This window comes from Noviherbaspirillum autotrophicum, from assembly GCF_000818395.1.
GTDB classification, from domain to species: Bacteria; Pseudomonadota; Gammaproteobacteria; order Burkholderiales; family Burkholderiaceae_D; genus Noviherbaspirillum; species Noviherbaspirillum autotrophicum.
The window spans coordinates 2,295,177-2,320,021 of record NZ_JWJG01000028.1 but is presented as its reverse complement, the minus strand read 5'-3'; the positions used below and the strand labels follow the sequence as shown (position 1 = coordinate 2,320,021).

The window sequence follows — 24,845 nt, the reverse complement described above, 5'->3', positions numbered from 1 at the left end:
GACACAATGAATCACCAGTCGCGCAGGGCTGGCGCGGGCGAAAAAAAACCCGCTGTCCTTGCGGCAGCGGGTTCAATCCAATTCAAGGAGAGTTGGAGGAGACAGGGGTAATCATACGTCCGGGCCGGCGCTCAGTCCGCTTTATTCTTCGAATGGCAGGCATTCACCATTTGAATAACACGCACCCGGAAGGCATTGCTTCAATGCTGCCGATAAATCTGCTTTACGTTTTTCGTCACCAGCACCGGCAGATAATCCAGGATCTGCGCTTACGCCTTCTGATGCCTGCCGCTGCCTGACCTTTAGATAAGCATAGGCAGCTTCCGGCAAAAGCCATTGTCAGAAAAATAATCTTCGCGAAAAATCACAGCGCTGGCCGTAGGCCGAATTTCCCGCCGTATTAGCGCGTCCTGCCCTTGATGCACAGCACGGTGCCCCCCAGTGCGCCGAGCGCGGCAAGCAGGGCCAGGTAGCCGGATACATCCGCAATGCTTGCGCCCATCTGGTTCAGGCGCAGCGATGCCTGAATGCCGGCGGTACTTGGAATAAGCCAGCGCAGCAGTTGCAGTGGATAAGGCAACGCCTCGCCCGGCCAGGAAAATCCGGACAGAAAGGCCATCGGGATCGAAGTGAACAGCAAGACCTGGATGGCGCGCTCGCGGTTGGCGAAGACGATGCCGGCCAGCGCGCCGAGCGCGGCCACGGCGGGAATGAACAGCAACAGCAGCAGCACCGCGCCCCAAACATTGGCGGCGCGCGGATACTCGTGCACGGCGAAAATCCAGCCAAGGTACAGCAATCCCATGAATACGCCGAAGGTGGAAAAGGCGGCGATACGGCCGAGCCAGACGCGCGTGCCTGCGCGGTGCGCGGCAGTCTCGGCCCAGGTGCCGACCAGCAGCGCCACGCCCATCAGCAGCGTCTGCTGGATGATGATGATCGCCACCGCTGGCACTGCATAGTTGCCATAGCCTTCATCCGGGTTGAACAGCGCCACCATTTGCGTATTGAGCGGACTGCGGCTGTTGGCTGCCTGGCGCGTACCCTGCCCCTTGCTTTGCAGCTTCCTGATTTCGATGCCGGCCGAGATGGTGCCGACCGCTTCGGCGAATCCGGTCAGCACCGTCTTGTTCAGCAGCAGGTAAGCGCCATCGCCCTCGACCGGCACCACCGCGGCCTCACCGCGCAGTACGTTGCGCTTCAAATCCTTGGGCAGGATCGCATAGCCTTCGATCTCGCCCTTCCACAGTGCCTGCTGTGCCGCCCGCTCGTCACCTGTCACCAGCGCTACCTCGAGGCGCGGACTGGCTTGCGCGAAGCGCGTGATCTGGCGCGACAGGCCGGACTGGTCGAGATCGACGATGGCCACCGGCACGCGCGTGACCACTTGCGTGGAAAACGGCCATGGATAAAAGAAGCCGTAGAACAAGGGCGCCACCACCAGAAACAGCAGCGCGCCCTTGTCGCGCACCACCGCCTTCATGGTATCGATCCATGCCCGGATGAAAACGCCGCGGTTCATCGCGCCCCCCAGGAATCCGGCTGCTGCGCCGCCCGCGTCAGTGCGCGGGCGGCCAGCGCCAGCAGCGCCAGCGCCACCACCGGCATCCACACCAGCACCGGCAGCGAATACCGCAGCGGCGCGCCCATCTGCAACTGTTCGACCTGCACCCGCAGATAGTGGGTGAACGGCAGGCTGTCGGCCCACAGGCGGGCACCGGCCGGCATCGCGGAAAGCGGGAACGCCGCACCGCTGAAGGCGAAGGCCGGCGCGGTCACGATGCCGGTCACCGACAAGGCGGTGCGCAGCGAGCGCGTTGCCGCCGCCACCGCAGCGCCGAGCGCGATCGACAGTGCCAGCATCGCCAGCAGCGCCAGCAGCGTGAAAACGAGCGAACCGGCCGGATGCATGCCGCCGGCGATGATCACGGCGAGCAGGCCGGACACGCCGACCAGGCTCAGGGAAAGGAAAGGCACGCAAAGCTTGCCGAGCAGAGCGGCAAAGAACGACGTTCCCGCCTGCCCTTGCATGCTGGCGTTGCGCCAGTCGCCGATGGTCGCGTCGCGCAATTCGGCGCCGACCGACCATGCGCCGGCCGTCATCGCAAAGATATGCAGCAGCGCCGGGATCAGCGCCATGCCAAGAAATTGCAGGTAGTCGAGCGAAGGATTGAACAGGTTGGCCAGGCTTGTGCGGATCGGCTCGGCCGCCAGCTTCGCCGCGCGCACCGGCTCGCCGCGCTTGTTGCGGGCGGCGATCTCGATGCCGGCTGACAGCGTGCCGACGGCAGTGCGCACGTCGCGCTGGATGATGCCGGAATGCGAGCTGAACTGCGCGTTGTGCAGCAGCGTGACCTGCGCCGCATGGCCGCGCTTGACGTCGCGCGCGAACTCGCGCGGGATTTCGACCACGCCATACACCTTCCCGGCGCGCATGGCGTGCTCGACCTGCAATTCATCATCGTACTGGGCGACCACCTGCAGGCCGGGTGCGGCGTCGAGGAAGCGCACCAGCTGGCGCGACAGCGCCGAGTGGTCGGCATTCCACACGCCGATCGGCAGCCTGGTCGGAATCCCCGCCGAAAATATCCACCAGATCAGCGCGACCGACAGCAGCGGCACCCAGGAAATCATGGCGATGTCCCAGGGGCGGCGGCACAGCAGCTGCCACTCGCGCCGCAGGCTGGCCCGGAAAATATGCGCGTGCATCGCGCTTACTGGACGATGACGCTCATGCCCGGCCGCACGCCCTCGATCGGCGCGGCAGGCCGCGCCCGCACTTCGAAGGTGCGCGCATCGAAGCCCTGGTTCGCATGGGTGGCGCGCCAGGTGGCGAAATCCGGCAGGGCCGCGATGTAGTAGACCTTCATTCTGGCCTTGCGGCTGCCCAGCGCGGGAATGACTACATCGATTTCCCGGCCTTCGGCGAAGCGCTGCAGCTTGTCTTCGCGTACGTTGAACACCGCCCACTGGTCCTTCAGGTCGACCACGGTGACCACCGCCACGCCCTGCGGCGAGAGCTCGCCGGCGCGCGCGAACACCTTGACCACTTCGCCGGCAACCGGGCTTTTCAGTTCGGTTTCGGCCCGGGCCGCTTCCACTTCGGCCACCACGCCCGACACCTGGCGCGCCTGGGCGGCGGCGGCGGCCTTGTCTTCGGTGCGCGCACCCGACTTTGCCATGTCGTACTGCGCCCGGGCGGCAGCGGCGAGGTCGCGCGCGGCACGGTAATTGGTCAGCGCTTCATCACGCTTCTGGTCGGCGACCAAGCCTTCCTTGGCCAGCGCCTCGACGCGCTTGAGCGAATTCTGCGCCAGCTCGGCGGCGGCTTGCGCACGTTGCCAGTTGGCCTGCGCCATGCGGATTTCCTCAGCGCGCGCGCCCGCTTCCGCCTTGGCCGATACCGCACGGGCGGCGTCGCGCGCCGCGGTGGCCTGCTCCAGCTTGGCGGCCACTTCCGGGCTGTCGATGGCGATGAGCTGGGTGCCGACATCGACCTTGTCGCCCTCCTTGACCAGCACCTGCGCGATGCGCCCGGGGACCTTAGGCGCGATGTCGGTTTCGCGCGCTTCCATCTGCCCCTGGAACACGTCGGGGGCCGGGCGCGAGGCATACCAGATGCCGCCGCCGGCGAGCAAGGCGGCAACCACAGCCGCAATGAGTGCGCTTGTTTTTTTCATGGATTCCTCAGTCGATTCTGACATCGGCACGGGCGATGTATTGGGGCATTTCGTCGGACAGGCCGCAGGATTCGAGCAGGCCCGCCAGCGCGACGACGTATTCGTAGGCCGACTGCGCGCGCTCGGTCTGCACCTTGGACAGGTTGATTTCGGCGTCGATCAGCTCCAGCATGGTGCTGGTGCCCTCGCGCGAGCCGGCGCTGCGCAGCTTGAGCAGTTCCTGCGCCAGTTCAGCCGACGGCCCAAGCGACACGAAATTCACGCGAGCCTGTTCCGCCGCGCGCCAGTTCTTTTCCACCAGGAGCGCGATGTCGCTCCTGGCCTGCGCATCGGTCAGCTCGGCCTGCCGCACCTTTTCCAGGGAGGCCGCCGACAGCGCCTTGCGGTCGAGCGAGTCGAACAGCGTCCAGCGCACGCCCACGCCGGCCACCCAGGTGGCGTCCGATGTCTTGAGCTCGCTTTGGCCGAAGGCGAACACCTGCGGGCGGCGCAGCGCCTCGTCGCCTTCGTGCAGGCTCAGCGCCTGCGCCTTTCTGGCGGCGACCTTCTCCAGCCCGGGATGGTTGCGCAGGGCGATCTGGATGTAATGGTCGACCGGATCCAGCGGCTGGGTAATCGCAAACAGAGGCGTGCCCGGCGTGACTGGCGCGGCCGATTTCAGCATGCGCGCCAGCGCCGCCGAGGTCAGGTCGGCATCGCTTCTCGCCTTGGCCGCATTGCGTCGCGCCTCTTCCAGCGCGGTGCGCGCCTGCAGCCGCTCGACGCGCGAGATGACGCCGGCCTTGAGCATTTTCTCGGCCGCCGCGTCATGCTGCTCGATATCCTTGAACGCCGCCTGGCGCAGGTCGGCGGCCTTGAGCGCGAGCTGGGCGCCGAAGTAGCGCTGCGCCAGCTGCGACGCCAGCTCGTGCGCGGCCTGCGACAGCTCGGCCTGCGCCTCGTATCCTTGCGCCTTGACGAAGCCGCGCGTGGCATTGCCGATGCCGCCGGCATAAATCGGCCATACCGCCGACACCGTGGAGGTGGTCAGCGTGTCGTGCTGGTTGAAGGTGTAGCGCGACGGCAGCTGCGGCAGGGGCAAGGGGATCGGCAGGTTTTGCAGCGGCACGGGCAAGTGCTGCTCGACCTGGGTCAGGCGCCGGTTGACCGGATCGAGGTCGACCGACAGGTTGGCGTTGTAGGCCAGCGCGGCGGCCGACAGGCTGATCACCGGGCCGCCCAGGCCCTGCACGGCCTTGCTTTTCAAGTTGCTGCTCTCGACGGCAGCCTGCGCTGCGCCGAGCTTGTCCGATACCACACGCACGCGCTCCCAGGCGGCGTCAAAGCTGATCGGCTCGGCCAGCGCATGGCCGCACGCAAGCGCGGCGAAGACGCCTGCCGACAGTGCGCGCGCCACGGAAACCGGTCTGGTCCTCATCTCGTGCTTTCCTGCTGTAAATAAATAAAGCTGAATGGTAAAGGATGGATTGAACTTCGATCACACAATCGGAACGGACTGTGTCAGTTACGCCATAAAAAATGCCAGCCGGAGCAAGCGGCTGGCATGTCATGCGGCTGGTGCTTCAATTACAGGCCGCGCGCTGCGGCGCCATTGCTGGCGGCCTGCATTTCTTCGCGCACCTGCGCCCGGCTCTTGGTCGATGCGACATGGGTGAAGTCGACATATTCCTGGTTGCGGGCGAGCTGGCCATCCGCCTTGGCTTGCGCCAGTTCGGCGCGCACTTCGGCGCGGGTCTTGCCGGTCGCAACCTTGGTGAAATCAACCCATTCGGTCTGCGCCACCGGCTGGGCTGCCTGCGGGGTCATCTCGGCGATGACTTCGGCACGGGTCTTGGTCGATACAAAGCCGGTGAAATCGACATACGGATAGGTGCTTTCGGCAAAGGCGGAACCGGCAGCGGTCATCACGGCAAGGGCGGCAATCAGATTTTTCGCATTCATTTTCTTTCTCCACAAAATAGGTTATTTCGGATTCGGTGATGTGCACTGGGCGCTCATCGATGAAGCACAGTCTAACTATTGCGGAGAACGAGAGAAATATGATTAAAGGAAATACATTATTCCTGTTTTAGAAATAAACGTAAAACCACGCTACTTTGCCGCCCTTCCGCCGCAATAATCATTTGAAGCCTGCCCTGATTTTCATCAACCCGGAAATTTCCTTACAGATCATGGAGATAGGCAAGCTTATCCCTGCTTATCCACAGAATTAACCACAATAAATGTGCACAAAGGAATCATAGCTCCGCCTCCTGCGGCGGCTGGCCGTCGCTGCCACGCTCGTATTCGGCGATGACCTGGGCGCCGAACAGGAGCAAGGTCGCGGCCACTTCCAGCGTCAGCAGCACCACGATCGCGGTCGTGAGCGATCCGTAGACGACGCTGACTTGCGACAGCGTCGCGAAGTACCACACCAGCACATGGCGCGTCACTTCCCACAGCAGGGCCGCGGTCACGCCGCCGATCAGCGCGCGCCGCACCGACAGCCGGCCGACCGGCATCACCACATACACCGAGGTCAGCACCAGGATTTCCCCACCCAGCCCGAGCAGGTAAAGCAGCGCGCCGGAGACGCCCTGCAGCGACCAGCGGTGCCCGAGGAAATCGATAGTTTCCTGTCCAATCGCCTGCAAGCTGCCCGACACCAGCGTGACCAGCAGCAGGCCCAGGCCGAGGAACAGGATGTAGCAGTACGGCAGCACGGCCGACACCAGGAAATGGCGGCGCCTGATCGCCACGCGATGGAAGAAGATCACCGACATGGCGTTTTCCAGCACGGTGAATGCCAGCGAACTGAAGAACAGCAATGTCACCAGTAGTACCCGCCCGATCACTTCGCGATAAGCAAGAAAATGATCGAGTTCCGCCACCACGGCCTTCGACTGTCCCGGGATCAGCCACTCCAGGTAGCGGCCGAGCGTCTGCAACAGTTCGGCGCGGTCGATGACGTGGGATAGCGCGATGACGGTGACGATCAAGAGCGGCACGATCGACAGCAGCGCATAGTAGGCCACGGCGCCGGCCAGCAGCAGGCCCTGGTTGGCGCGGAAGGCCTTGAGCGACCGGATCACGAATGCCATCGGATGGCGCAATACGGCGCGGCCCCTCTCGTCGACGATCTGCATGAAGAAATTCCTTTCGCCTGGAATCGAAAAAGGTCGCCCCCCCGCCGCCGGCAGCTCGGCATCGCAGATGACGCGAGCCAGCTTACAGGCAAGAACCGGGCTTGCTTTCATGTTCGCTATCGCGGCCGCGAAATGGATAGAACCATTGTGCATTGCCAGCGCCAATCCCAGGATATAACGTGTATTAAAAACTCAAAAAGAAAACGTGATGCGTGAAATTTGTTGAACCGCGGCAGCACCCTTGGCGGACTCGCTTCCGATGGGCTGGCGCGAGAAAGCCGAGGTATGCATGATGAGTTCTCCCATGGGTGACGTGCAAGCGGTTCGCATCGAACCGATCGGCCTGGAAGGCTTGCTTGGCATGAACGGCGCTCCGCAGGGCCTGGTCCTGTTTGCGCACGGCAGCGGCAGCGGCCGCCACAGTCCCCGCAACAATTATGTGGCTTCCGGCCTGCGGCAAGCCGGGCTGGCCACGCTGCTGCTCGATTTGCTGCGCCCGGACGAAGAAGACGACCGCGCCAAGGTCTTCGACATTCCCCTGCTGGCGTCGCGCCTGCTCGATGCCACGCGCTGGGCGCGGCAGCAGCGCGACATTGGACAGCTGCCGATCGGCTACTTTGGCGCCAGCACCGGTGCCGGCGCGGCGCTGGTGGCGGCCGCCGAGCGCACGGTCAATGTCGGCGCTGTCGTCTCGCGCGGTGGCCGCCCCGACTTGGCCGGCCCGGCACTGGCCCGGGTACGCGCGCCGACGCTGCTGATCGTCGGCGGCCTCGATACCCAGGTGATCGAACTCAACAAGCAGGCGTTCGCGCAGCTGAACTGCGACAAGGAGCTGACGATCGTTCCCGGCGCCACCCATCTGTTCGAAGAAGCGGGCACGCTCGCGCAGGTGCTGGCCCTGGCCGCCGGGTGGTTTGTGCGCCACCTGCCAGCCGCATAGACAGGAAAGGAAGATGAAAATGAGCTATGACTACACCACATTCCGGGACCGCCACGAAGCGGGCCGCCACTTGGCGGCAGCGCTGATGCACCTGAAGGATGAAGAGCCGGTCGTGCTGGCCCTGCCGCGCGGCGGCGTGCCGGTCGGCTATGAAGTGGCGCGCGCGCTGGACGCGCCGCTCGATGTGCTCATCGTGCGCAAGATCGGCGCGCCCGGCCATGCCGAGCTGGGCCTGGGCGCGGTGGTGGATGGACAGCATCCGCAATGCATCCTCAACGACGACATCGTGCAGCAGATCAAGCCGCCGCCGGGCTATATCGAGGCGGAGCAGCAACGCCAGCTGGCCGAGATCGAGCGGCGCCGCGCGCTCTATTGCGGCGCGCGCGCGCCGGTGCCAGTCGAAGGCCGCACCGTCATCGTGGTCGACGACGGCATCGCCACCGGCGCCACCCTCAAGACCGCGCTGGTCGCGCTGTCGCAAGCCGGCGTCGCGCGCCTGATCTTCGCCGTGCCGGTAGCGCCGGCCGACAGCCTGGCGAGCCTGCGCGGCGAGCCGCATGTCGACGAAGGCATCTGCCTGCTGGTGCCCGACTGGTTCCGCGCCGTCAGCCTCTACTATGACAAGTTCGACCAGACCAGCGACGAGGAAGTGGTCGACCTGCTCAATGCGGCATCGATCCGGCCCGGGCACGAGCATGACCACGACCCGCAGGCGCGCCCGGCGCATGGCCCGATCCCCGAACTCGGCGTGGGCTCGGAGCTCGACGCCGTGCCGCCCGATGCGTCGCGCGACGGCCTGCCGCCGGATTCGGCGCGGCTGGTCGCGGGCCATCCGCAGGCGCCCAAAAATGCCGGCGCCTGACAAGCCGCCCGGCGCGTTTGTATGCGCCGGGATCCGCTGGATTTCGTTTATCGCAGGCCTTCCTGCTCGCAGGCGCGCCTGACCGCGTCGCGTGCAGCGATGCGTCTGGCATGCGCGTGCCAGGCAGGATAGGCCTGGGGCACATCGGCGCCGATCGATCTGGCCCAGTTGTAAAAGACAAAGAGATACGGATCGACCACACCGTACTCTTCTCCCACCGCCCACTGCCGCCCAGCCATGCGCGCTTCGATGTAAGCGAAGCCGTCACGCAGGTTGTCGTCGGCGCGCGCCTGCACCTCGCCAAACAGCGCGGCGTCCTTGACGAAACGCTGCGGCCGCCATTTGCCGCCAAATGCGACTGCATGCAGCGTCCCCGACAGCCAGTTGAACCATTCCAGCACGCGCGCGCGCAACAGCACATCCTCCGGAATGAGCCCCTTGCCGGTTGCGCCGATGTACCAGCAAATGGCCGGCACTTCGGTAAGCGTGTGGCCGTCGCTTGTAAGCACCGGAACCCGCCCCTTCGGATTCATCTTGAGGAATGCCTCTTCCTGCGTCTGCCCTTTCGCCACGCTCACTTCCACCAGGCGGTAATCGGCGTCCGTTTCTTCCAGAAGGATGTGCGGCGCGAGTGAGCAGGCGCCCGGGGAGTAGTACAGCGTCATCGCGGTGGCGTTCATGCTTGTCCCTTTCTTGTCCATTTTTTCTTGTCCATTTCTATTCCGGCTCGGTGGGCTATCGTGGCGTGTCGGATGCAGCGGCGCCCGCTGCAGCATGGCGCAGCGCGCCACGGATGGCCGCCAGCCACGCCCGCGTGCGCGACAAGCGCGGCGCCGGCTCCGCCAGCGCGCACAACACGACGCATGCCGCGCCATCCCACTTGTGCACGCCGAGCGTGATGTCGTCGCCCGGGCGCAGCACCACACTGTCTCCGGCCCTGAACAGGTAATCCATGCGCTCGCCCATGCGGGTCATCCACAGGCTCCTGCCGGCGGCCTCGGCTACCGTCAGTGTCTGGTTTCTGTCGCTGCGCACGGTGAGGGCCGTGCCTGGGCGCACTACGATGCATGCGGATGGAGAAGCTGCATTTGCCATAATTTCACTCCCTTCAACGGTTTCCGCCGGTTGTGGCAGCATGGAAGCAAAGGTAGCATGTGCATCTTTTGATAGAAATTCCAAAAATCAGCACATAATCTGTGCAAAATTTGATAGCCGAAATGAACTGGGACGATATCCGTGTCTTTGTCGCGCTGGTGCGCGCCGGCAGCCTCAGCCTCGCCGGGCGGGCCTTGAACGTGGAGCACTCGACGGTGGTGCGCCGCATGGACGCACTGGAAAAGGCGCTTGGCTTGCGGCTGTTCGACCGCCTGCCGCGCGGCTGGCAACTCACGGTCGAAGGCGAGCAGCTGTTTTCGCGTGCCGAGCAGATGGACGAATGCGCCCATGCCCTGCTGCGCGACGCCAGCGAAGGCGCCGCATTGTCGGGCACGGTGCGGATTTCGGCCCTGCCCGCTTTTTCGACTGCCTTTCTGGCGCCGCGCCTGGCGGCACTGCAGGAACGCTGGTCCCCGATCACGCTGGAGTTGATAGGAGAAACCAGGATGGCCAGCCTGACGCGGCGCGAAGCCGACCTGGCGCTGCGCGTGGGGCGCCCGCAAGACCCGAGCCTGGTGGTGCGCCCGCTCGGCGCGTTGGGCTACGGCCTGTTCGCCCATGAGGATTATCTGGCGCGGCATGCGCCGCAGGACTGGCGCTTCATCGGCTTCGACGACAGCCTGCGCGACGCGCCGGAGCAGCAGTGGCTGGACCGCTATCGGGCGCAGCGGCCGTACTCAGTCAAGGGCAACAGCGCCTTGACGCTGCACCAGGCGGCGCTGGGCGGCCTGGGCATTGCGCTGCTGCCGCACTACCTCGCCGCCGGCAGCGCAGGGCTTGCGCCGATTGCGTCGGACCCGCCGCCGCCCAGGCGCGACCTGTGGCTGGTGATTCATCCGGAAGTGCGGCGCTCGGCGCGGGTCCAGCTGATTGCGCAGCTCGTCACCGACGTGGTTAGCGCCGCGTCGAACCTGCTTTGTCCGTCGTCGTGATGAACTGCGGCCAGGGAAGCGAAGCCGGCTGGCGTCAGACCGAGCGCCCGTCGAAGTGGCGCACCGGGATCGAGGCAAGATCGATGTCTTCAACGCACCGGATGTTTATCGCCGCCATTTCGTTTCCCTGCGCATCGACGCCTTCGCCGTACGGATGGATGCCGCATGTCGGGCAGAACCGGTGCCTGATCACATGCTTGTTGAACGTGTAGGTGGCCGCTGCGTCTTCCGGCGTCAGCAGCCTCATCCCGGAGCGCGGCAGAAACCAGAGCAGCGAGCCTTTCCGCTGGCAGATCGAGCAGTTGCAGGCCAGCGCCTCCGCAATCTCTCCGTCGAACTCGAACGACACGTTGCCGCAATGGCAGCTGGCTTTGTATTTCATGCAGGATCTCCGATGGATGTGTTTTACTTGCCGATGCGCTTGCCGTCTCACGCTGGACGGGTTAATCAGGAATTACGGGCTCGACCAGTTGCGCCAGCTGCGCGAGAGACTCTTGCCAGCCGAGATAGCACATCTCGAGGGGAATGACTTCCGGCAGCCCTTCCTGCACGACATTGAGCTCGGTTCCGCACAACACTTGCTTGAAGGTTATCGTCGTCTGCATTTCCCCCGGAAGGTTGGGGTCGTCGAACTTGTCCGTGTAGCGGATTTTCTCGAACGGCACGAGTTCACGGTACTCGCCGCCAAACGAATGTCCCTTGCCCGTCGTGAAATTCGTGAACGTCATCCTGTAGGTGCCGCCCACGCTGGCATCCATGTGGAGGACCTTGCACGTGAACCCGTATGGCGGGAGCCACTTGGCCATGGCCTCGGCGTTCAAGAACGCTTGATATACCCGCTCGGGGCTCGCCCGAAGCACGCGATGAAGCCGGACTGTTCCTGTAGACATAACCAAACTCTCCTTTCAATTCAATGGGTCTTGTTATTGCTGATCTTGCAGAGGGATAGGCAATGCGCACGCCGGTCGCGGTCGTCTACTGGCACAGGCGGCCTGCTGCAATATGTTGTTATACCGCTTCGGATGACTTCGATTTTGCAGCAGTTCAACATCTTCACAAGTAAATCGATGTTCCAGAGCCACAAGGAGAATCATCCTTTAGGCACGCGCCCCTTTACGGCATTCGCGCGCGCACTGCAGGTAATCCGGCCGCTGGCATCTGCCGGCAGACGCGCGCGCATCCGCGCTTTGAGCACCGTCAGGTCCTCGGGTGTCATCGCTGCGAGCTTGGCACCGACGCTTGGTCCCCCGAGAGCGGTCGTCCAGTAGTCGTCGAAATCGGCGAACGTCCGCTGCACCGTGATTTCCCGCGTTTCGACCGCCTCCAGCCCCGCGCCTGTCCATAAGTCCCGCATGGCTTCTACCCGCGACGCGTCGGGACTGGGCGGCACCGGAACGGCGACGCCCAGTGCGCGCATTTCACCCTGCAACGCGTCATAAGGGAAACCGCCGCCAAACATGTCCCATGCATAGGCCGAGACACTGCCGCCCGGGCGGACCACGCGCGCCATTTCGGCAACGCCTTTACCCGGGTCGGGAACGAAGAAAATCACCAGCGGCATGATCGCCGCGTCGAACGTGTCGTCAGAAAAAGGCAGTGCCATCGCGTCGCCCTGATGAAATTGCGCGACACGCGACGCAGGTCGTGCGCGCGCATAGGCAAGCTGCCCCTCGGACGGGTCTATACCCTGCACCGAGACTGGCGCACACCGCTCAACGAGCATTTCCGTAAAGGCGCCATTGCCGCAACCGACATCAAGCCATCGCCATCCGGGTTCTGGCGCAAGCCAGTCGAGAAAGGCTTCACCCGCCAGCTGGCTCCACTGTCCCATGTATCGTTCGTAGGCTGCGCCGTCGTCGAAGCGGATTTGATTGCTCGCCATGCGTGTTTTCCTCCAGTGGGATTGCGTGTGAAATTAGTTTCGAGCTTTCGACTTGTTCAACGCCACAGCGGCGCGCACCAAGGCTTTCAACGCCGCCTCGTCTATCTCCTGCCCCTCGCGGAAGTCGATGGCACGCCTTGTGTTCCCTTCAAGGCTGGCGTTGAAGAGGCCAGAAGGATCGTTCAGGGACGCTCCTTTGGCGAAAGTCATCTTCACGACTTCCTTGTAGGTTTCACCCGTGCAGATCAATCCGTGGTGCGACCACACCGGAACCCCTCGCCACTTCCACTCTTCGATGACTTCCGGGTCCGCTTCCTTGACTAAGGCGCGGAGTCGGCCGAGCATTTGGCCTCGCCAGTCAGCCAGCTCCTTGATCCTCTCCTCGATGAGCTGGGATGGAGACTTGTCTTGCCGAGGTTCGCTTTTCGTCATACCGGTTTCTCCTTCTTCAGATGTCCTAACGTTTGCGCTCAGTGTGCGGCACGCCATGGCCATCGCGCCCGTAGCGGGTTGCCGGGCGCGAACAGATTATTCGCTCTCTTCCCAATGGAAGGTATGCAGCACCCTATGTATGACCGGGGTGAAGATGATGGCCAATACAATCAGGAAGACCAATCCTGCATATAGGGCGTACAGGCCGGCAAATATCTTCCCGCCATCCGACTCAGGCGCATTCACCGGCCCCATGCCTCCCAATAGCATGGCCGCGTTAATGAAGGCGTCACGCCATGCAAGATGTTCGAAATATTCGTAACCTGCCATGCCGACAAACAGAGACATGGCGAGCAGCGACATTGCTGCAAAAAAGTGGCCCAATAGACGGCGGATGAAACGTACTCGCGGAATCGGACGGTGACGCTTTGATTCGTACATCGGCTTCCTCCGTCTCGACCTGGAATGCTCAGCGCTGATGATAGCCGGCGGCGCAGCGGTCGGTATTGATCTGCAATTTGGAAGTCATGGATTTAATGGCCGGCGCGATACGTCCGAGGCCATTTTCATGTCAGGCATCCTGGCCTTCCCACTTTTGCATGATCCTGGCCATGGATTCCCTGTTTACGGGATCTTCCGGGCCAAAGCCATTGTTTTCCGCGATCCACTTTGCGACTTGAATCACGGCATAAGACTCTTGCTGTGAAAAATCCGGCGCAAAGGTCCCCTCCCTCAGATTTACCATCAACAGCGCGGCGGTTTCCCCGGTTGGATCTGACACTGCCTCGCACATCCATGCAGGCAAGAATGCTTTATAGGCCTCTTGCGTTAACAGAGGAAGATGATTGGAGTGTTGTCGAATGAACGATCCAGGCACTGACCACCAGCTTGCTCCGCCGAGCGTGGCGCGGATCGCCGTGCATTCAGCGCAATTGTGTGAAGTTACCTCTCCAGGGAAAGCTCTTGGAGGAAATGCATCAAGAAGATGAGCGATTAGCTCTTTTTGTCGGCTCATGACGGATGGCTGGGGAAATTCGGATGGCAGCCAGTTTATACCCCCCGTTGTCGCCCCAGCAAGATAGCCCACGTACTGGAGCAGCAACGACGTCACGTTCGGGATGAACGTGACAGCGTGTGTGCCGACCACGCCGAGGGGTGGCGGGCTCGCCGGTTCAGCCGCTTTCACGGCGTGCGGCATCCGCAGTGCCGACCTTACTTGCCCTTCGCTTCTTCTTCCTCGCCCTTGTCTTCGTCGATGGCGAGATTGAATCCGCCATGGCCCTTGTCGCCCGGCTGGCCGCGCTCGCCTTTCAGCTTGATCTGCAACCGCAGTTCGTTGGCCGAGTCGGCGTTGCGGATTGCCTCCTCGTAGCCGATGTGGCCGGCGTTGTACAGCTCGAACAGGGCCTGGTCGAAGGTACGCATGCCGAGCTCCTTGGACTTGGCCATGGTTTCCTTGATGGCGTGGAACTGGCTCTTGAGGATTTGCTCGGCGATGGTGGGCGTGTTAAGCAGGATTTCGATGGCGGCCTTGCGGCCCTTGCCGTCTTCGGTGCGCACCAGGCGCTGCGAGATGATGGCGCGCAGGTTGGACGACAAGTCGCCCAGCAGCTGGTTGCGGCGCTCCTCGGGGAAGAAGTTGATGATGCGGTCGAGCGTCTGGTTGGCATTGTTGGCGTGCAGCGTGCCCAGGCACAGGTGGCCGGTTTCGGCGAAGGCGATGGCGTGCTCCATGGTTTCGGTATCGCGGATCTCGCCGATCAGGATCACGTCGGGCGCCTGGCGCAGCGTGTTCTTCAGGGCGTGATGCCAGGAGTGGGTATCGACGCCGACCTCGCGGTGCGTGATGAGGCAGGACTTGTTCTTATGCACGTACTCGACCGGGTCTTCCACGGTGATGATGTGACCGGCCGAGTGTTCGTTGCGGTGGTCGATCATCGCCGCCAGCGTGGTGGACTTGCCGGAACCGGTGCCGCCGACGACCAGCACCAGGCCGCGCTTGGTCATGATCACGTCCTTCAACACCTCGGGCAAGCCGAGCTTGACGAAGTTGGGAATTTCGGACGCGATGGTGCGAATCACCATGCCGACTTGTTGCTGCTGCACGAAGACGTTGACGCGGAAGCGGCACACATTCGGCAGAGAAATGGCGAAATTGCATTCCAGCTCGGCGTCGAACTCTTTTTGCTGTCGCTCGTTCATCAGCGCCTGCGCCAGTTTCTTCGTGATGTCGCCGTTGAGCTTTTGCTGGCTCAGCGCCTTCATCGCCCCCTGCACTTTCATGCTGGGCGGAAAATCGGCGGAAATGAACAAGTCCGAGCCGCCGGCCTGATTCATGGCCTTGAGCAGTTGATGCATGTAATTGCGCGCTTCTTCGGGACCGAAACCGGTGGACATGAATGCCTTTCGTGCGGAAATGGGGACGTCTGCGTACTGCGATATCGCACAATTATGTTTCCGTATGGATACATTTTGCAAGAAGCATGACGCCGGCCAACATGAAGATATGCCACGCCAGTTGCAAGAATTACATGCAACTCCTGCAAAGAATTCCCGCCCTTTTCACCGCCTTACATACAACTTGGCCAATGTGTAGGCATTACGCGACGTTTCACGCGCAAATCCTGCCGCAAGTTCGTTGGCATGTCCCTTGCTGCGCACTGTAGGCAGGCCACAGACGGAGGGCCGCCGTGATGATGTGCCGTCATGTTTTCGTGGTTGCAACGACCGATGCAGTCACCCGGCGTCCCTGTGCGGCAGCTGCAGCGAGGGCTGCCATGGCAACTGGTGATTGTTCTCTCTTTCATCGTTCTTCTCTTTTGTTTTGTCCACTTCAACCCAGGAGCGACTCATGGAAACAACCAATCTCTCTACCGGCAACGGCAGCGACAAGATCTCTTCGACCGCAAGCACGACCGGCACCGCCGCCAAGGGCATGTATAACGAGGCGAAGGGCTCGGCCCAGCGCATGGGCGCGACGCTGCGCAGCGAACTGTCGAGCCTGAAGAATGACCTGGATGCGCTGATGACGCGCGCGCCCAGCCTGTCGGACGACGAGCTGAGCCAGGCGCACACGCAGCTGATGTCGAAGTTCAGCTCGATGCGCTATGCGGCCAAGGGGCTGGCAAGCGAAGCCAACCGCCAGCTCAACCGCGGCATGGAAACCACCACCGAGTACGTCAAGGACAAGCCGATGCAGTCGCTGGCCGTGGCGGCCGGCACCGGCTTGCTGCTCGGCCTGCTGTTCAAGCGCCGCTGATGCCCGTCGGCGGGCTGCTGCAAGCGCCCGGCGCATGCGTGTCGCCGCCCCTGTGCGGCGCGCGGCTGCGCGTGGCCCTGCGGCAGCCCGCCTGTTGATTTTCCATGGACCAGGAGACGCGATGATTTCGGCACTCCACAAATCAAGACAGCTCTATCTCATCACGCTCGACCGGGTCAGCGACTATTTCGACCTGCTGCGGGTCGAGCTGAAGATTCACGAGCACAACATCGCGCTGCGCATCGCCGGCTTCGCGGTCGCGGGACTGTTTTCCCTGCTGGCGATCGTCTTCCTCGGGCTGGCGATCATCGTCAGCTTCTGGGACTCGCCGTTCCGGGCGCTGGCGGCATGGTTCGTGGTCTTGCTGTATGGCGGGATCGCCGGCGTATGCCTCAACCTGGCGCTGAAGCATTTCCGCTCGCAGCCGATCGCCAATACCCTGCGCACGGAGTTTCGGCGCGATCTTGACGTCATCAAGGAAAGCGTATGAGTTCACTCGAAGAAGAACGCCAATCCATTCTGGCGCGCATGCAGGTGAGCAGGGAGCACTACCGGCGCATGCTGCTGAACCAGCCGGAACTGCACGCCAACCCCGCTCATCCGGCCGGCCACCACGCCTCCTATGCGCTGACCAGTCTCGGCTTCCCGCGCAACAAGGCCTTGCACTGGGTAGCCGAGCACCCGCTGCTGACTGCCGCTGCCGCCGCCACGGTGCTGGCGTTGGTATCGAGCCGGGTGGCGCGCAGCGCGGCGAAAAATACGGTGCAAAGCGGCAATCCAGCTGCCGGGCCGCTGCCGCGCACCGCCTCGAATATCGACGCGATCGTGCGGCTCCTGACCACGGTGGCCAATCTCGCGACGATGATCCCGCCGCGCGTGCAGCCCGGCGTCCCGCCGCATGCCCCGCCGCGCTAGTTTAATCGTCAACTTGAAAGGAAAGAATCATGAAAAAAATCGTCTCCATCCTGAGTATTCTGATCGCTGCCTACGGGCTGTCTGCCTGCAACACCATGAAGGGATTCGGGCAGGATGTGCAGCGCGGCGGTGAAAAAGTCGAAGGCGCGGCAGACAAGAACAAGTAACCGGACCAGTCATCTCCCGGACGCGGTGCGCTGCACCGCGTCCAACGGACATTCGCCGCGCAGTTTTTATCACACAGCTTTCGTCACGCAGTTTTCGTCACACCTTCCTCCTCACGCATCCACCATGCGGCAGTCAGCCCGGCGGCATTGCGCACCCGACTCCGCCGCTCCTTTCCGCCCCGCTCCTTTCTCACGCGTTCAACTTCTCCACCTGCTCCACCACGTCTTCCACGTACAGCAGCCTGACCGCGACGATGCCGGCTGCCGTCAGCGGCGAAGCCAGCACCGCGCCCAGCGGCCCGGCCAGCGCCGCCAGCAGCACGGTGGCAAAAATGACCAGCGCCGGCGGCAGCGACACCGTGCGCTGCTCGATGAGCGGCGAGATCAGATAGCCCTCCGCCGTCTGGATCGCGATATACAGCATCAGCACATAGAACGCATCGTCTGGGCCAACATTGAAGGCAATCAGCAAGGGAGAGACCGCCGACAGGATCGGTCCCAGATAGGGAATAAATTCGAGCAATCCGCTTAACACGCCCAGCGTGGCCGCCAGCGGAATATTGAGCCACCACAGTCCCACCCCGGCGGCGAAGCCGACCAGCAGCATGACGATCAGCCTGCCGAGCAGCCACCAGCGCAGCACAGAGCCGATTTCATCGAGCACTTCGGCGGCGCGCGGGCGCATGTGCTTTGGCATCAGGTGCATGAAGCCGCGCTGGTACAGGCGCGGCTGCGCGGCGAGATAGACGCCGATGAAGATCACGATCAGCAGGCCGATCAGCGCCGAGGCGGTGGATGAGATCAGGCCGCGCGCCTGCCCGAGCGTGCGCATGTCCAGTTTGGCGTGGGACATTTCAAGCAGCAGCGGCCTGGCCCACTGGTATTCGCGCAGCGACTCCCGCAGGCGCGCCATGGCGCGCGGCAGCTGCGACATCAGCTGCCCCAGCTGCTCGGCCATCGGCACCGCGAAGATGTACACCAGCGTGCCCAGCACCGCGCCCAGCGTAAGCACCGACAAGGCCAGCGCCATGGTGGGCGACAGCCGGGTGTGCCGCACAATCCAGTTGATGGGCGAGCGCACCAGCACCGCCACCAGGATGGAAGCGAACAGCACCAGGAAGACTTCGCTCGCATTCCAGATCAGCGCCAGCACGAGCGCCGTGGCGATCGTCATGCCGCTGACAAAGACGGTGCGCCGGAAAAACTGTGTGTCGCTGAACATCAGCGGTTCCGGCGCGCGGCGCGGCGCAAACGGCGAGCGGGCCTGCACACCGCGCCGCGCAGGGCGCTCGCCTGCCGCAGCCGGCGCAGGCGCGCGCCCCTCGGCGGGTCCGCCCTGCGGCACCGCCGCCGGATTGCCTCGGCTGAACTCGTCCGGACGCGGATCGACGCTGGCTGCCATCGTCAGCGCACGCCGCTGTCGCGGTCCCCGCTGCTGTTACTGTTGCCGCCGCTGCTGCCGCTGGATGTGCCGGGCGAGGCCGGTCCCTCGGCCACCTGCTGCGGCCAGGTCAGCACCACCGAAGCGACGTGCGGCCCGGTTTTTTGCTTGGCGCGCACCTTCGCGGTCCGGTCCAGCGCATAGCCGGCGGCATCGGCGTGGATGCGGTAGGTGCCGCTTTTTGGCACGTCCACCAGCAGCATCGGTGCGTCGCACTTGGCCTGCAATACCGGATTGCCCTGCGCATCCTTGATATCGACGTTGACATCGGCCAGATACGAGCCGTCGCGCGCGGCGAAGGTCAGCATCAGGTCGTAGCCGCGCGCCTGCTGCTTCATGTAGGCGGCTTCTTCGGCGCCCACGCCGCCGCACAGATAGGTCACGTCGTTCTGGGTCTGCGGCTGCAGGCGCGTCTCTGGCGGCGGCGCAGCGCGCAGTTCGGCGCCGGCTTCGGACTGCATGCCGGACGAGCCGCTGGCATCCTGCACGCTGCCGGGCGTGTCGGCACTGCTGCCATGGGCGTCGGCGCCGGGACCGGATGACGAAGCGCCCGTGGAACCGGAGGCGCCCGACGTATCGGCGCCGCCGGAAGAGCCGGGCGCGGTAAGCGTGGAATTACCCGATGCATCGGAACCGGATTCCGGCAAGATCGGAATCGACTGCGCCGGCGTGTCCGGCATCGGCTGTGGCGGCGGGTGCATTTGGGCCAGCGCCGCCTGGGCGCTCAGCCCGAAAGCAAGGGTCAATAGACGTTTCATGGATGACATCTCCTGAGCAAAGTCGCAGTGGCGGGCCGTATATGCAGCGCACGCGCCATCGTCTGCGGCTGGCGGCAGCAAAGCCGCCCAATCTATTGGCTATGCAGCATCCGTGCCCGGCAGCGGCTGGCCCGAGGCAGACAGATGCAACCGGTAAATACTGGACAAACTGCCGACCGGGAGGTGGCAACCGCTGGAAACTTTTACATGCACGTGAAGTCATTAGCGACATCATGCATGCCCGTTTCCGCCCGCAGCACGGCCGAAGCGACTGGCATCAAAAATGCTCTGGGTTCTGCGGAGGAAAGAAGATTTTTCTGGCCACCAATTATTGATGACTGCGATTTTTGCCAAAGCGTTTCCGTGACCTATCCCGTACTGGAACTTCCCGTCAAAATTCTCCCCCAGCCGGATGAAACCACCTGCGGGCCGACTTGCCTGCACTCGGTCTACCGCTACTGGGGCGAAGACGAAGAACTCGCCGAGGTCATCGCGCGCGCCGGCCGGCTGGAGCATGGCGGCACGTTTGCGGTATTCCTCGCCTGCGACGCCCTCGCCAAGGGCTACAAGGCCACGATCTACACCTACAACCTGACCGTGTTCGACCCGTCCTGGTTTGCGCCTGGCGTCGACATCGCCGACCGCCTGCGCCGGCAGCGCGAAATCAAGATGGATTACCGGCTGCAACATGCCACCACCGGCTACCTGGAATTCCTTTCCCGCGGCGGCCGGCTGCGCCTGCTCGACCTGTCGCGCTATCTGATCCGCGGCATCCTGCGGCGCGGCTTGCCGATCATTACCGGATTGTCTTCAACGTATCTGTACCGGGTGCCGCGCGAATATGGGCCGGAAGACCAGCCCGACGACGTGCGCGGCCTGCCGTCCGGGCATTTCGTGGTGATCGCCGGCTATGACCGCGAACGCCGCAAGGTGCTGGTGGTCGACCCGTACGCCAAGAATCCCTACGCCAGCGCGCACGAGTACTGGCTGAGTATCGACCGTGTCGTCAATGCGGTACTGCTCGGCATCGTCACGCACGATGCGAACCTGCTTATCATTCACCCCCCCAGACCGGGGCGACAGGAAGTACCATGAATATCCTATTCGTCGTAAGTCAGCAGCAAGATTGGCCCAGCGACATCCCAGGCGTCACCGTCATCCCTGCACAAACCTACCTGATGGACCCGGCCTACGGGGACAGCAACTCCACCAAAGTCTTCAACCTCTGCCGCACCTACCGCTACCAGAGCGACGGCTACTACGTGTCGCTGCTGGCGGAGGCGCGCGGCCACCAGCCGCTGCCGGACGTGGAAGCGATGAAATCGCTGCAATCCGAAAGCCTGGTGCAGGACATCACCGAAAAACTCGGCAACCTGATCGACTGTTCGTTTGCGCGCGACAGCGTCGATTTCATCGACCTGAACATCTATTTCGGGCGCGATGCCGACCAGCGCCACCAGCCGCTGGCCGACGCGCTGTTCAAGATGCTGCGCACGCCGGTGCTGCACGCCCGCTTCGAGCGCGCCAACGAGCGCTGGCACCTGTGCGGCATCTATTCCGGCAGCGTGCGCGACATCGCCCAGCATGACCGGGAATTCGCGGCGCAGGCGGCCATCGATTTCCTGCACGAGCAAAAGATCCGCTCCACCACGCCGGCCAGCAAGAAGCCGTCGCTGGCGATCCTGTACGATGCCGAGCGCTCCGAATGCCCGTCCAATGCGGAAGCGATGCGCAAGTTCGTCGACGCCGCCAGCGTGCTCGACATGCACGCGGAACTGATCGCGCGCAAGGATGCATGCCGCCTGGCCGACTTCGATGCGCTGTTCATCCGCGAAACGACCAACGTCAACCACTACACCTACCAGCTGTCGCGCCAGGCGGCCGACTCCGGCTTGGTGGTGATCGACGATCCGGACTCGATCCTGCGCTGCACCAACAAGATTTACCTGGCCGAACTGCTGGCGCGCCACCACATCCCGATCCCGAAGACGATGGTGGTCCACCAGGGCAACGTCGACCAGATCGTGCCCACGCTTGGCCTGCCGTGCATCCTGAAGCAGCCCGATTCGGCGTTTTCGCTGGGCGTGGTAAAGGTCGAATCGGAGCAGCAGCTGCTCTCCAAGGTCAGCGAGCTGCTGCGCGAATCGGAACTGGTGCTGGCGCAGGAATTCCTGCCGACCGAATTCGACTGGCGCATCGCGGTGCTCGACCGGCGCCCGCTGTTCGTCTGCAAGTACTACATGGCGCCCGGCCACTGGCAAATCATCAAGCACGAGTCGCAGCACAGCTACGAGGGACGCACCGAGGCGCTGTCGGTGGGCGAGGCGCCCGACGAGGTGATCAACACGGCGGTGGCCGCCGCCAACCTGATCGGCGACGGCTTCTACGGCGTGGACCTGAAGCAGACCGGCAACCAGGTGTGCGTGATCGAGATCAACGACAACCCGAACGTGGACGCCGGCAACGAAGACGCGGTGCTGGGCGATGCGCTGTACCGCGAAGTGATGGGCGTGTTCCGCAAGCGCATCGAAGCGAGAAGGGGGAATGTCACATGACACCGGACGACGATCCACCGCTGCTGCACGCCTTTGCCGGCTACGGCATCGAACTGGAATACATGATCGTCGACCGCACCACCCTGTCGGTGCGGCCGCTCGCCGACCGCCTGCTGCGCGACGACAGCGGCGCCGTCACCGGCGAAGTGCGGCGCGGCTTGCTGGGATGGTCGAACGAGCTGGCGCTGCATGTCGTCGAGCTGAAGAACCTGCGCCCGATTATCATGCTGTCGATGCTGCAGGACGCCTTCCAGAGCGAGATACAAGAAATCAACGAACGGCTGGAACGGTTTGACGCCTGCCTGATGCCGACCGCCATGCATCCGTGGATGAACCCGGCAACCGACGCGGCACTGTGGCCGCACCAGAACGAGGAAATCTACCGCGCCTACGAACGCATCTTCGACACCAAAAGCCACGGCTGGGTCAACCTGCAGAGCATGCATATCAACCTGCCGTTTGCCGACGACCAGGAATTCGCCAAGCTGCACGCGGCGGTGCGGCTGGTGCTGCCGATCCTGCCGGCGCTGGCGGCCAGCTCCCCTGTCGCCGATGGCCGCCTCACCGGCTTTGCCGATTACCGCATGCGCGTGTACTGCGACAACGCCAGGGAAATCCCGTCCATCGCCGGCCTGGTGATCCCGGAAACCATCACCAGCCGCCGCGCCTACGAGCAGCGGCTGCTGGCGCCGATGTACCGCGACATCGAGCGGCACGACCCGCACGGCGTGCTGCAATACGAATGGCTCAACTCGCGCGGCGCGATTGCGCGCTTCGACCGCAGCGCCATCGAGATCCGCGTGGTCGACACCCAGGAATGCCCGCGCGCGGACCTGGCCGTTGCCGCCGCCACCGTATCCGCCGTGCGCCTGCTGTACCGCGCCTCCGACGCCGGCTTAATCGCGCAGCAGGAAATCCCGACCAATGCGCTGGCGGCCATCCTGCAAGCCTGCATCCGCGATGCCGAACAAGCCGTCATCGATCACGCCGGATACCTGGAACTGCTGGGCGTCCCCGAAAAGCGCTGCACCGCCGGCCAATTGTGGGCGCACCTGGTGGGGCAGATCGCGCTCGACGACCCGGTGCACGAAAGCCTGTGGCATGCGCCGCTGCAGGTCATGCTGCAGCAAGGGCCGCTGGCGCGGCGCATCCTGCGCGCCGTCGGCCCAGCCGGTTCGCGCGCGCGGATGGCGTCGGCATACCGCGAACTGTGCGCCTGCCTGCAGGAGGGGCGGATGTTCATGGAAAACGGGTAGGCGGGCATCTCGCCAGACCGGCTGAAAGAGCCGTTGCAGGACAGCGTTTCCACCGATCCGACATGCGCCACCCCGACCATTTCATCATCACCTGCGAACACGCCGGCAACCGCATCCCTTCCCGCTACCGCGATTTTTTCCGCGACCGGCAAGCGCTGCTGCATACCCATCGCGGCTACGACCTCGGGGCGCTGCGCGTGGCGCGCGAGATGTCGGCACGGCTGGACGCGCCGCTGCTGGTGTCGACCATCAGCCGCCTGCTGGTCGACCTAAACCGCTCGCTGGGCCATCCGGAGGCGTTTTCGGAAGTCACGCGCGGCCTGTCCGGGGAATTGCGCGACGAGATCGCCACCCGCTACTACCTGCCCTACCGCCGCAAGGCCGAGACCATGATCGCGCAAGCCATCGACGCCGGCGCGCGCGTGGTCCACGTGTCCTGCCACAGCTTCACGCCGGAACTCAACGGTGCGGTGCGCGACGCCGACATCGGCTTGCTGTACGACCCCGACCGCAGCGCGGAAGCCGAGCTGTGCCGGCGCTGGCGCGTCGCGCTGCACGCCTACGCGGCCGCCCTGAAGGCGCGCATGAACTATCCGTATGCCGGCACCGCGGACGGCTTCACTGTCTATCTGCGGCAGCGTTTCGGCGCCGAGCGCTACCTCGGCATCGAGCTCGAAATCAACCAGAAGCACGTGCGCGCCAGCGGCGCGGCGCACTGGCGCACGGTGCGCCACGCCATCATCGAAGCCTTGCGCAGCGCCGCGCCGCAGGTACAGCCGGCATAGCCGGCATGAAGCGCGGCGTTCCGTCCTACAGGCGGCGCTCGGCGGTGCTGGCGTAGCGCAGGAACCAGCTGCGCGTCAGGCGGGCGACGACTTCCAGGCTGCCCGGCTCCTCGAAGGAGTGCGTACCGCCGGGAATGATCTCGAGGCGCTTCTTGCAGCGCAGCGCGGCATAGGTCGCCCGGGTCAGCGCAATGCCGCCGTCGTCGAGGCCGCCGACGATCAGCAGCGTCGGCGCGCTGATCCTGGTCAGCGTTGCCGCTTCCATGAGATCGGTGCGTCCGCTGCGCGCCACGATGGCCGCAATGCGCACGCCCTGCCCGGCGGCCAGCTGCATGGCGGCAGCGGCGGCGTGGCCGGCACCGCACAGGCCGATCGGCGAACCTCTGGTCAGCTGATGCATCCGCAGCCACTCGCAGGCGGCGTGCATGCGTCCGGCCAGTACGCCGACATCGGCCACCGGGTCGCGCACGCTCCGTTCCTGTGGCGTGAGCAATTCCATCCACAGGGTGCCGAGGCGCGCCGTGCGCAATACGCTGGCAACATAATCGTTGGGCGGCTTGACGCGATTGGCGCCACCGCAGCTGGCAAACAGGACCACGCCGATGTGGTTTTCCGGCAGCCACAATGCGCCATCCAGGGCAATCGAATCGGCGTCAATCGTGACTTGTTCTATATGCATCTCTTATCGTGGAAGAATCCAA

The 24,845-nt window shown here is 63.9% G+C and carries 29 protein-coding genes; 11 read left to right on the top strand and 18 right to left on the bottom strand.

The features are described 5' to 3' along the window. Positions 1 to 400 precede the first annotated feature (400 nt). From TSA66_RS12035 to TSA66_RS12010, 6 genes are all read right to left on the bottom strand, one after another. On the bottom strand, positions 401 to 1,522 hold the full coding sequence (locus TSA66_RS12035) for an ABC transporter permease (RefSeq protein WP_040040208.1): 1,122 nt from the start codon (positions 1,520 to 1,522) through the stop codon (positions 401 to 403). Continuing rightward, complete coding sequence (locus tag TSA66_RS12030; RefSeq protein ID WP_040040207.1) at positions 1,519 to 2,709, bottom strand: ABC transporter permease; 1,191 nt, start codon at positions 2,707 to 2,709, stop codon at positions 1,519 to 1,521. The genes TSA66_RS12035 and TSA66_RS12030 overlap by 4 nt, the downstream gene beginning before the upstream one ends. A 5-nt stretch (positions 2,710 to 2,714) precedes the next feature. Continuing rightward, positions 2,715 to 3,680 (bottom strand): HlyD family secretion protein, encoded by a 966-nt coding sequence (locus tag TSA66_RS12025; protein ID WP_232429458.1) that lies wholly within the window; start codon positions 3,678 to 3,680, stop codon positions 2,715 to 2,717. A gap of 7 nt (positions 3,681 to 3,687) precedes the next feature. Continuing rightward, on the bottom strand, positions 3,688 to 5,097 hold the full coding sequence (locus TSA66_RS12020; RefSeq protein WP_040040205.1) for a TolC family protein: 1,410 nt from the start codon (positions 5,095 to 5,097) through the stop codon (positions 3,688 to 3,690). Positions 5,098 to 5,246: 149 nt separating this feature from the next. Further along, on the bottom strand, positions 5,247 to 5,621 hold the full coding sequence (locus tag TSA66_RS12015; protein WP_040040204.1) for a DUF4148 domain-containing protein: 375 nt from the start codon (positions 5,619 to 5,621) through the stop codon (positions 5,247 to 5,249). A 296-nt stretch (positions 5,622 to 5,917) separates the two neighbouring features. Continuing rightward, positions 5,918 to 6,805, bottom strand: coding sequence for a YihY/virulence factor BrkB family protein (locus TSA66_RS12010; protein ID WP_040042495.1), 888 nt, complete (start codon positions 6,803 to 6,805; stop codon positions 5,918 to 5,920). 292 nt (positions 6,806 to 7,097) lie between these two features. On the opposite strand from TSA66_RS12010, the gene TSA66_RS12005 reads away from it, so the two are divergent. Further along, complete coding sequence (locus tag TSA66_RS12005) at positions 7,098 to 7,745, top strand: dienelactone hydrolase family protein (RefSeq protein WP_198358929.1); 648 nt, start codon at positions 7,098 to 7,100, stop codon at positions 7,743 to 7,745. A 13-nt stretch (positions 7,746 to 7,758) separates the two neighbouring features. Beyond that, positions 7,759 to 8,607 carry a phosphoribosyltransferase gene (locus tag TSA66_RS12000; RefSeq protein WP_094299006.1) on the top strand — a complete coding sequence of 283 codons (849 nt, stop codon included), beginning with the start codon at positions 7,759 to 7,761 and terminating at the stop codon, positions 8,605 to 8,607. Positions 8,608 to 8,654: 47 nt separating this feature from the next. Here TSA66_RS12000 and TSA66_RS11995 read toward each other — a convergent pair whose 3' ends face one another. Together TSA66_RS11995 and TSA66_RS11990 are read right to left on the bottom strand one after the other, a co-directional pair. Further along, positions 8,655 to 9,287, bottom strand: coding sequence for a glutathione S-transferase family protein (locus TSA66_RS11995; RefSeq protein WP_040042492.1), 633 nt, complete (start codon positions 9,285 to 9,287; stop codon positions 8,655 to 8,657). A 55-nt stretch (positions 9,288 to 9,342) separates the two neighbouring features. Beyond that, positions 9,343 to 9,702: a DUF2917 domain-containing protein gene (locus tag TSA66_RS11990; protein ID WP_040040203.1), complete on the bottom strand. Its 360-nt coding sequence runs from the start codon at positions 9,700 to 9,702 to the stop codon at positions 9,343 to 9,345. Between the two features lie 122 nt (positions 9,703 to 9,824). On the opposite strand from TSA66_RS11990, the gene TSA66_RS11985 reads away from it, so the two are divergent. Then, positions 9,825 to 10,694: a LysR family transcriptional regulator gene (locus TSA66_RS11985; RefSeq protein ID WP_052452266.1), complete on the top strand. Its 870-nt coding sequence runs from the start codon at positions 9,825 to 9,827 to the stop codon at positions 10,692 to 10,694. A 34-nt stretch (positions 10,695 to 10,728) separates the two neighbouring features. Here the strand turns inward: TSA66_RS11985 and TSA66_RS11980 are convergent, their stop codons facing one another. The 7 genes from TSA66_RS11980 to TSA66_RS11950 form a co-directional block, all read right to left on the bottom strand. Further along, a complete protein-coding gene (locus TSA66_RS11980) occupies positions 10,729 to 11,076 on the bottom strand; it encodes a GFA family protein (RefSeq protein WP_040040201.1) in 348 nt (115 codons plus the stop codon). Between the two features lie 61 nt (positions 11,077 to 11,137). After that, on the bottom strand, positions 11,138 to 11,584 hold the full coding sequence (locus TSA66_RS11975; protein WP_040040200.1) for an SRPBCC family protein: 447 nt from the start codon (positions 11,582 to 11,584) through the stop codon (positions 11,138 to 11,140). Positions 11,585 to 11,784: 200 nt separating this feature from the next. Continuing rightward, positions 11,785 to 12,576 carry a class I SAM-dependent methyltransferase gene (locus tag TSA66_RS11970; protein WP_040040199.1) on the bottom strand — a complete coding sequence of 264 codons (792 nt, stop codon included), beginning with the start codon at positions 12,574 to 12,576 and terminating at the stop codon, positions 11,785 to 11,787. 33 nt (positions 12,577 to 12,609) lie between these two features. Beyond that, on the bottom strand, positions 12,610 to 13,008 hold the full coding sequence (locus tag TSA66_RS11965) for a DUF1801 domain-containing protein (RefSeq protein WP_040040198.1): 399 nt from the start codon (positions 13,006 to 13,008) through the stop codon (positions 12,610 to 12,612). Between the two features lie 96 nt (positions 13,009 to 13,104). After that, positions 13,105 to 13,449 carry a hypothetical protein gene (locus TSA66_RS11960; RefSeq protein WP_040040197.1) on the bottom strand — a complete coding sequence of 115 codons (345 nt, stop codon included), beginning with the start codon at positions 13,447 to 13,449 and terminating at the stop codon, positions 13,105 to 13,107. A gap of 130 nt (positions 13,450 to 13,579) precedes the next feature. Further along, positions 13,580 to 14,023: a hypothetical protein gene (locus TSA66_RS11955; protein ID WP_157691666.1), complete on the bottom strand. Its 444-nt coding sequence runs from the start codon at positions 14,021 to 14,023 to the stop codon at positions 13,580 to 13,582. A gap of 197 nt (positions 14,024 to 14,220) precedes the next feature. Further along, positions 14,221 to 15,405, bottom strand: a complete 1,185-nt coding sequence (locus TSA66_RS11950; RefSeq protein WP_040040195.1) for a PilT/PilU family type 4a pilus ATPase — start codon at positions 15,403 to 15,405, stop codon at positions 14,221 to 14,223. A gap of 454 nt (positions 15,406 to 15,859) precedes the next feature. Between TSA66_RS11950 and TSA66_RS11945 the strand changes: the two genes are divergently transcribed. The 4 genes from TSA66_RS11945 to TSA66_RS26195 all read left to right on the top strand — a co-directional run bounded on the left by TSA66_RS11945 (position 15,860) and on the right by TSA66_RS26195 (position 17,349). Further along, complete coding sequence (locus tag TSA66_RS11945; RefSeq protein WP_040040194.1) at positions 15,860 to 16,267, top strand: DUF883 family protein; 408 nt, start codon at positions 15,860 to 15,862, stop codon at positions 16,265 to 16,267. A gap of 121 nt (positions 16,268 to 16,388) precedes the next feature. Continuing rightward, positions 16,389 to 16,757, top strand: a complete 369-nt coding sequence (locus TSA66_RS11940; protein ID WP_040040193.1) for a phage holin family protein — start codon at positions 16,389 to 16,391, stop codon at positions 16,755 to 16,757. Further along, the gene (locus tag TSA66_RS11935; protein WP_040040192.1) at positions 16,754 to 17,182 is read left to right on the top strand and encodes a hypothetical protein; all 429 of its coding nucleotides are present in this window, start codon (positions 16,754 to 16,756) and stop codon (positions 17,180 to 17,182) included. Before TSA66_RS11940 ends, TSA66_RS11935 begins: the two co-directional genes overlap by 4 nt. Positions 17,183 to 17,211: 29 nt before the next feature. Continuing rightward, positions 17,212 to 17,349, top strand: a complete 138-nt coding sequence (locus TSA66_RS26195; protein ID WP_040040191.1) for an entericidin A/B family lipoprotein — start codon at positions 17,212 to 17,214, stop codon at positions 17,347 to 17,349. A 190-nt stretch (positions 17,350 to 17,539) separates the two neighbouring features. Here TSA66_RS26195 and TSA66_RS11925 read toward each other — a convergent pair whose 3' ends face one another. Both TSA66_RS11925 and TSA66_RS25540 read right to left on the bottom strand, forming a co-directional pair. Further along, complete coding sequence (locus TSA66_RS11925; protein ID WP_084199528.1) at positions 17,540 to 18,751, bottom strand: AI-2E family transporter; 1,212 nt, start codon at positions 18,749 to 18,751, stop codon at positions 17,540 to 17,542. A gap of 2 nt (positions 18,752 to 18,753) precedes the next feature. Then, entirely contained in the window at positions 18,754 to 19,548 is a 795-nt protein-coding gene (locus tag TSA66_RS25540) for a hypothetical protein (protein ID WP_157691665.1), read from the bottom strand. Between the two features lie 363 nt (positions 19,549 to 19,911). Here TSA66_RS25540 and TSA66_RS11910 point away from each other — a divergent pair, with 363 nt between their 5' ends. From TSA66_RS11910 to TSA66_RS11895, 4 genes are all read left to right on the top strand, one after another. Beyond that, positions 19,912 to 20,643: a cysteine peptidase family C39 domain-containing protein gene (locus tag TSA66_RS11910; protein WP_084199971.1), complete on the top strand. Its 732-nt coding sequence runs from the start codon at positions 19,912 to 19,914 to the stop codon at positions 20,641 to 20,643. Then, a complete protein-coding gene (locus TSA66_RS11905; protein WP_040040189.1) occupies positions 20,640 to 22,103 on the top strand; it encodes a RimK family protein in 1,464 nt (487 codons plus the stop codon). Before TSA66_RS11910 ends, TSA66_RS11905 begins: the two co-directional genes overlap by 4 nt. After that, complete coding sequence (locus TSA66_RS11900) at positions 22,100 to 23,359, top strand: carboxylate-amine ligase (RefSeq protein WP_040040188.1); 1,260 nt, start codon at positions 22,100 to 22,102, stop codon at positions 23,357 to 23,359. The genes TSA66_RS11905 and TSA66_RS11900 overlap by 4 nt, the downstream gene beginning before the upstream one ends. A gap of 62 nt (positions 23,360 to 23,421) precedes the next feature. Further along, entirely contained in the window at positions 23,422 to 24,144 is a 723-nt protein-coding gene (locus TSA66_RS11895) for an N-formylglutamate amidohydrolase (protein ID WP_040040187.1), read from the top strand. A gap of 25 nt (positions 24,145 to 24,169) precedes the next feature. Here the strand turns inward: TSA66_RS11895 and TSA66_RS11890 are convergent, their stop codons facing one another. Beyond that, positions 24,170 to 24,823, bottom strand: a complete 654-nt coding sequence (locus TSA66_RS11890) for a dienelactone hydrolase family protein (RefSeq protein ID WP_040040186.1) — start codon at positions 24,821 to 24,823, stop codon at positions 24,170 to 24,172. Between the last annotated feature and the right edge of the window lie 22 nt (positions 24,824 to 24,845).

What these genes read in the sequence shown, in the direction of transcription:
- TSA66_RS11940 (WP_040040193.1), top strand. Translation starts at nt 16,389, where the DNA reads ATGATTTCGGCACTCCACAAATCAAGACAGCTCTATCTCATCACGCTC.
- TSA66_RS11945 (WP_040040194.1), top strand. Translation starts at nt 15,860, where the DNA reads ATGGAAACAACCAATCTCTCTACCGGCAACGGCAGCGACAAGATCTCT.
- TSA66_RS12000 (WP_094299006.1), top strand. Translation starts at nt 7,759, where the DNA reads ATGAAAATGAGCTATGACTACACCACATTCCGGGACCGCCACGAAGCG.
- TSA66_RS11995 (WP_040042492.1), bottom strand. Translation starts at nt 9,287, where the DNA reads ATGAACGCCACCGCGATGACGCTGTACTACTCCCCGGGCGCCTGCTCA.
- TSA66_RS12025 (WP_232429458.1), bottom strand. Translation starts at nt 3,680, where the DNA reads ATGAAAAAAACAAGCGCACTCATTGCGGCTGTGGTTGCCGCCTTGCTC.
- TSA66_RS11900 (WP_040040188.1), top strand. Translation starts at nt 22,100, where the DNA reads ATGACACCGGACGACGATCCACCGCTGCTGCACGCCTTTGCCGGCTAC.
- TSA66_RS11980 (WP_040040201.1), bottom strand. Translation starts at nt 11,076, where the DNA reads ATGAAATACAAAGCCAGCTGCCATTGCGGCAACGTGTCGTTCGAGTTC.
- TSA66_RS11965 (WP_040040198.1), bottom strand. Translation starts at nt 13,008, where the DNA reads ATGACGAAAAGCGAACCTCGGCAAGACAAGTCTCCATCCCAGCTCATC.
- TSA66_RS11970 (WP_040040199.1), bottom strand. Translation starts at nt 12,576, where the DNA reads ATGGCGAGCAATCAAATCCGCTTCGACGACGGCGCAGCCTACGAACGA.
- TSA66_RS11905 (WP_040040189.1), top strand. Translation starts at nt 20,640, where the DNA reads ATGAATATCCTATTCGTCGTAAGTCAGCAGCAAGATTGGCCCAGCGAC.
- TSA66_RS11895 (WP_040040187.1), top strand. Translation starts at nt 23,422, where the DNA reads ATGCGCCACCCCGACCATTTCATCATCACCTGCGAACACGCCGGCAAC.
- TSA66_RS11950 (WP_040040195.1), bottom strand. Translation starts at nt 15,405, where the DNA reads ATGTCCACCGGTTTCGGTCCCGAAGAAGCGCGCAATTACATGCATCAA.
- TSA66_RS12015 (WP_040040204.1), bottom strand. Translation starts at nt 5,621, where the DNA reads ATGAATGCGAAAAATCTGATTGCCGCCCTTGCCGTGATGACCGCTGCC.
- TSA66_RS11960 (WP_040040197.1), bottom strand. Translation starts at nt 13,449, where the DNA reads ATGTACGAATCAAAGCGTCACCGTCCGATTCCGCGAGTACGTTTCATC.
- TSA66_RS12035 (WP_040040208.1), bottom strand. Translation starts at nt 1,522, where the DNA reads ATGAACCGCGGCGTTTTCATCCGGGCATGGATCGATACCATGAAGGCG.
- TSA66_RS12020 (WP_040040205.1), bottom strand. Translation starts at nt 5,097, where the DNA reads ATGAGGACCAGACCGGTTTCCGTGGCGCGCGCACTGTCGGCAGGCGTC.
- TSA66_RS25540 (WP_157691665.1), bottom strand. Translation starts at nt 19,548, where the DNA reads ATGAAACGTCTATTGACCCTTGCTTTCGGGCTGAGCGCCCAGGCGGCG.
- TSA66_RS11935 (WP_040040192.1), top strand. Translation starts at nt 16,754, where the DNA reads ATGAGTTCACTCGAAGAAGAACGCCAATCCATTCTGGCGCGCATGCAG.
- TSA66_RS11990 (WP_040040203.1), bottom strand. Translation starts at nt 9,702, where the DNA reads ATGGCAAATGCAGCTTCTCCATCCGCATGCATCGTAGTGCGCCCAGGC.
- TSA66_RS11955 (WP_157691666.1), bottom strand. Translation starts at nt 14,023, where the DNA reads ATGAGCCGACAAAAAGAGCTAATCGCTCATCTTCTTGATGCATTTCCT.
- TSA66_RS11985 (WP_052452266.1), top strand. Translation starts at nt 9,825, where the DNA reads ATGAACTGGGACGATATCCGTGTCTTTGTCGCGCTGGTGCGCGCCGGC.
- TSA66_RS11890 (WP_040040186.1), bottom strand. Translation starts at nt 24,823, where the DNA reads ATGCATATAGAACAAGTCACGATTGACGCCGATTCGATTGCCCTGGAT.
- TSA66_RS11975 (WP_040040200.1), bottom strand. Translation starts at nt 11,584, where the DNA reads ATGTCTACAGGAACAGTCCGGCTTCATCGCGTGCTTCGGGCGAGCCCC.
- TSA66_RS12005 (WP_198358929.1), top strand. Translation starts at nt 7,098, where the DNA reads ATGAGTTCTCCCATGGGTGACGTGCAAGCGGTTCGCATCGAACCGATC.
- TSA66_RS26195 (WP_040040191.1), top strand. Translation starts at nt 17,212, where the DNA reads ATGAAAAAAATCGTCTCCATCCTGAGTATTCTGATCGCTGCCTACGGG.
- TSA66_RS12010 (WP_040042495.1), bottom strand. Translation starts at nt 6,805, where the DNA reads ATGCAGATCGTCGACGAGAGGGGCCGCGCCGTATTGCGCCATCCGATG.
- TSA66_RS11925 (WP_084199528.1), bottom strand. Translation starts at nt 18,751, where the DNA reads ATGGCAGCCAGCGTCGATCCGCGTCCGGACGAGTTCAGCCGAGGCAAT.
- TSA66_RS12030 (WP_040040207.1), bottom strand. Translation starts at nt 2,709, where the DNA reads ATGCACGCGCATATTTTCCGGGCCAGCCTGCGGCGCGAGTGGCAGCTG.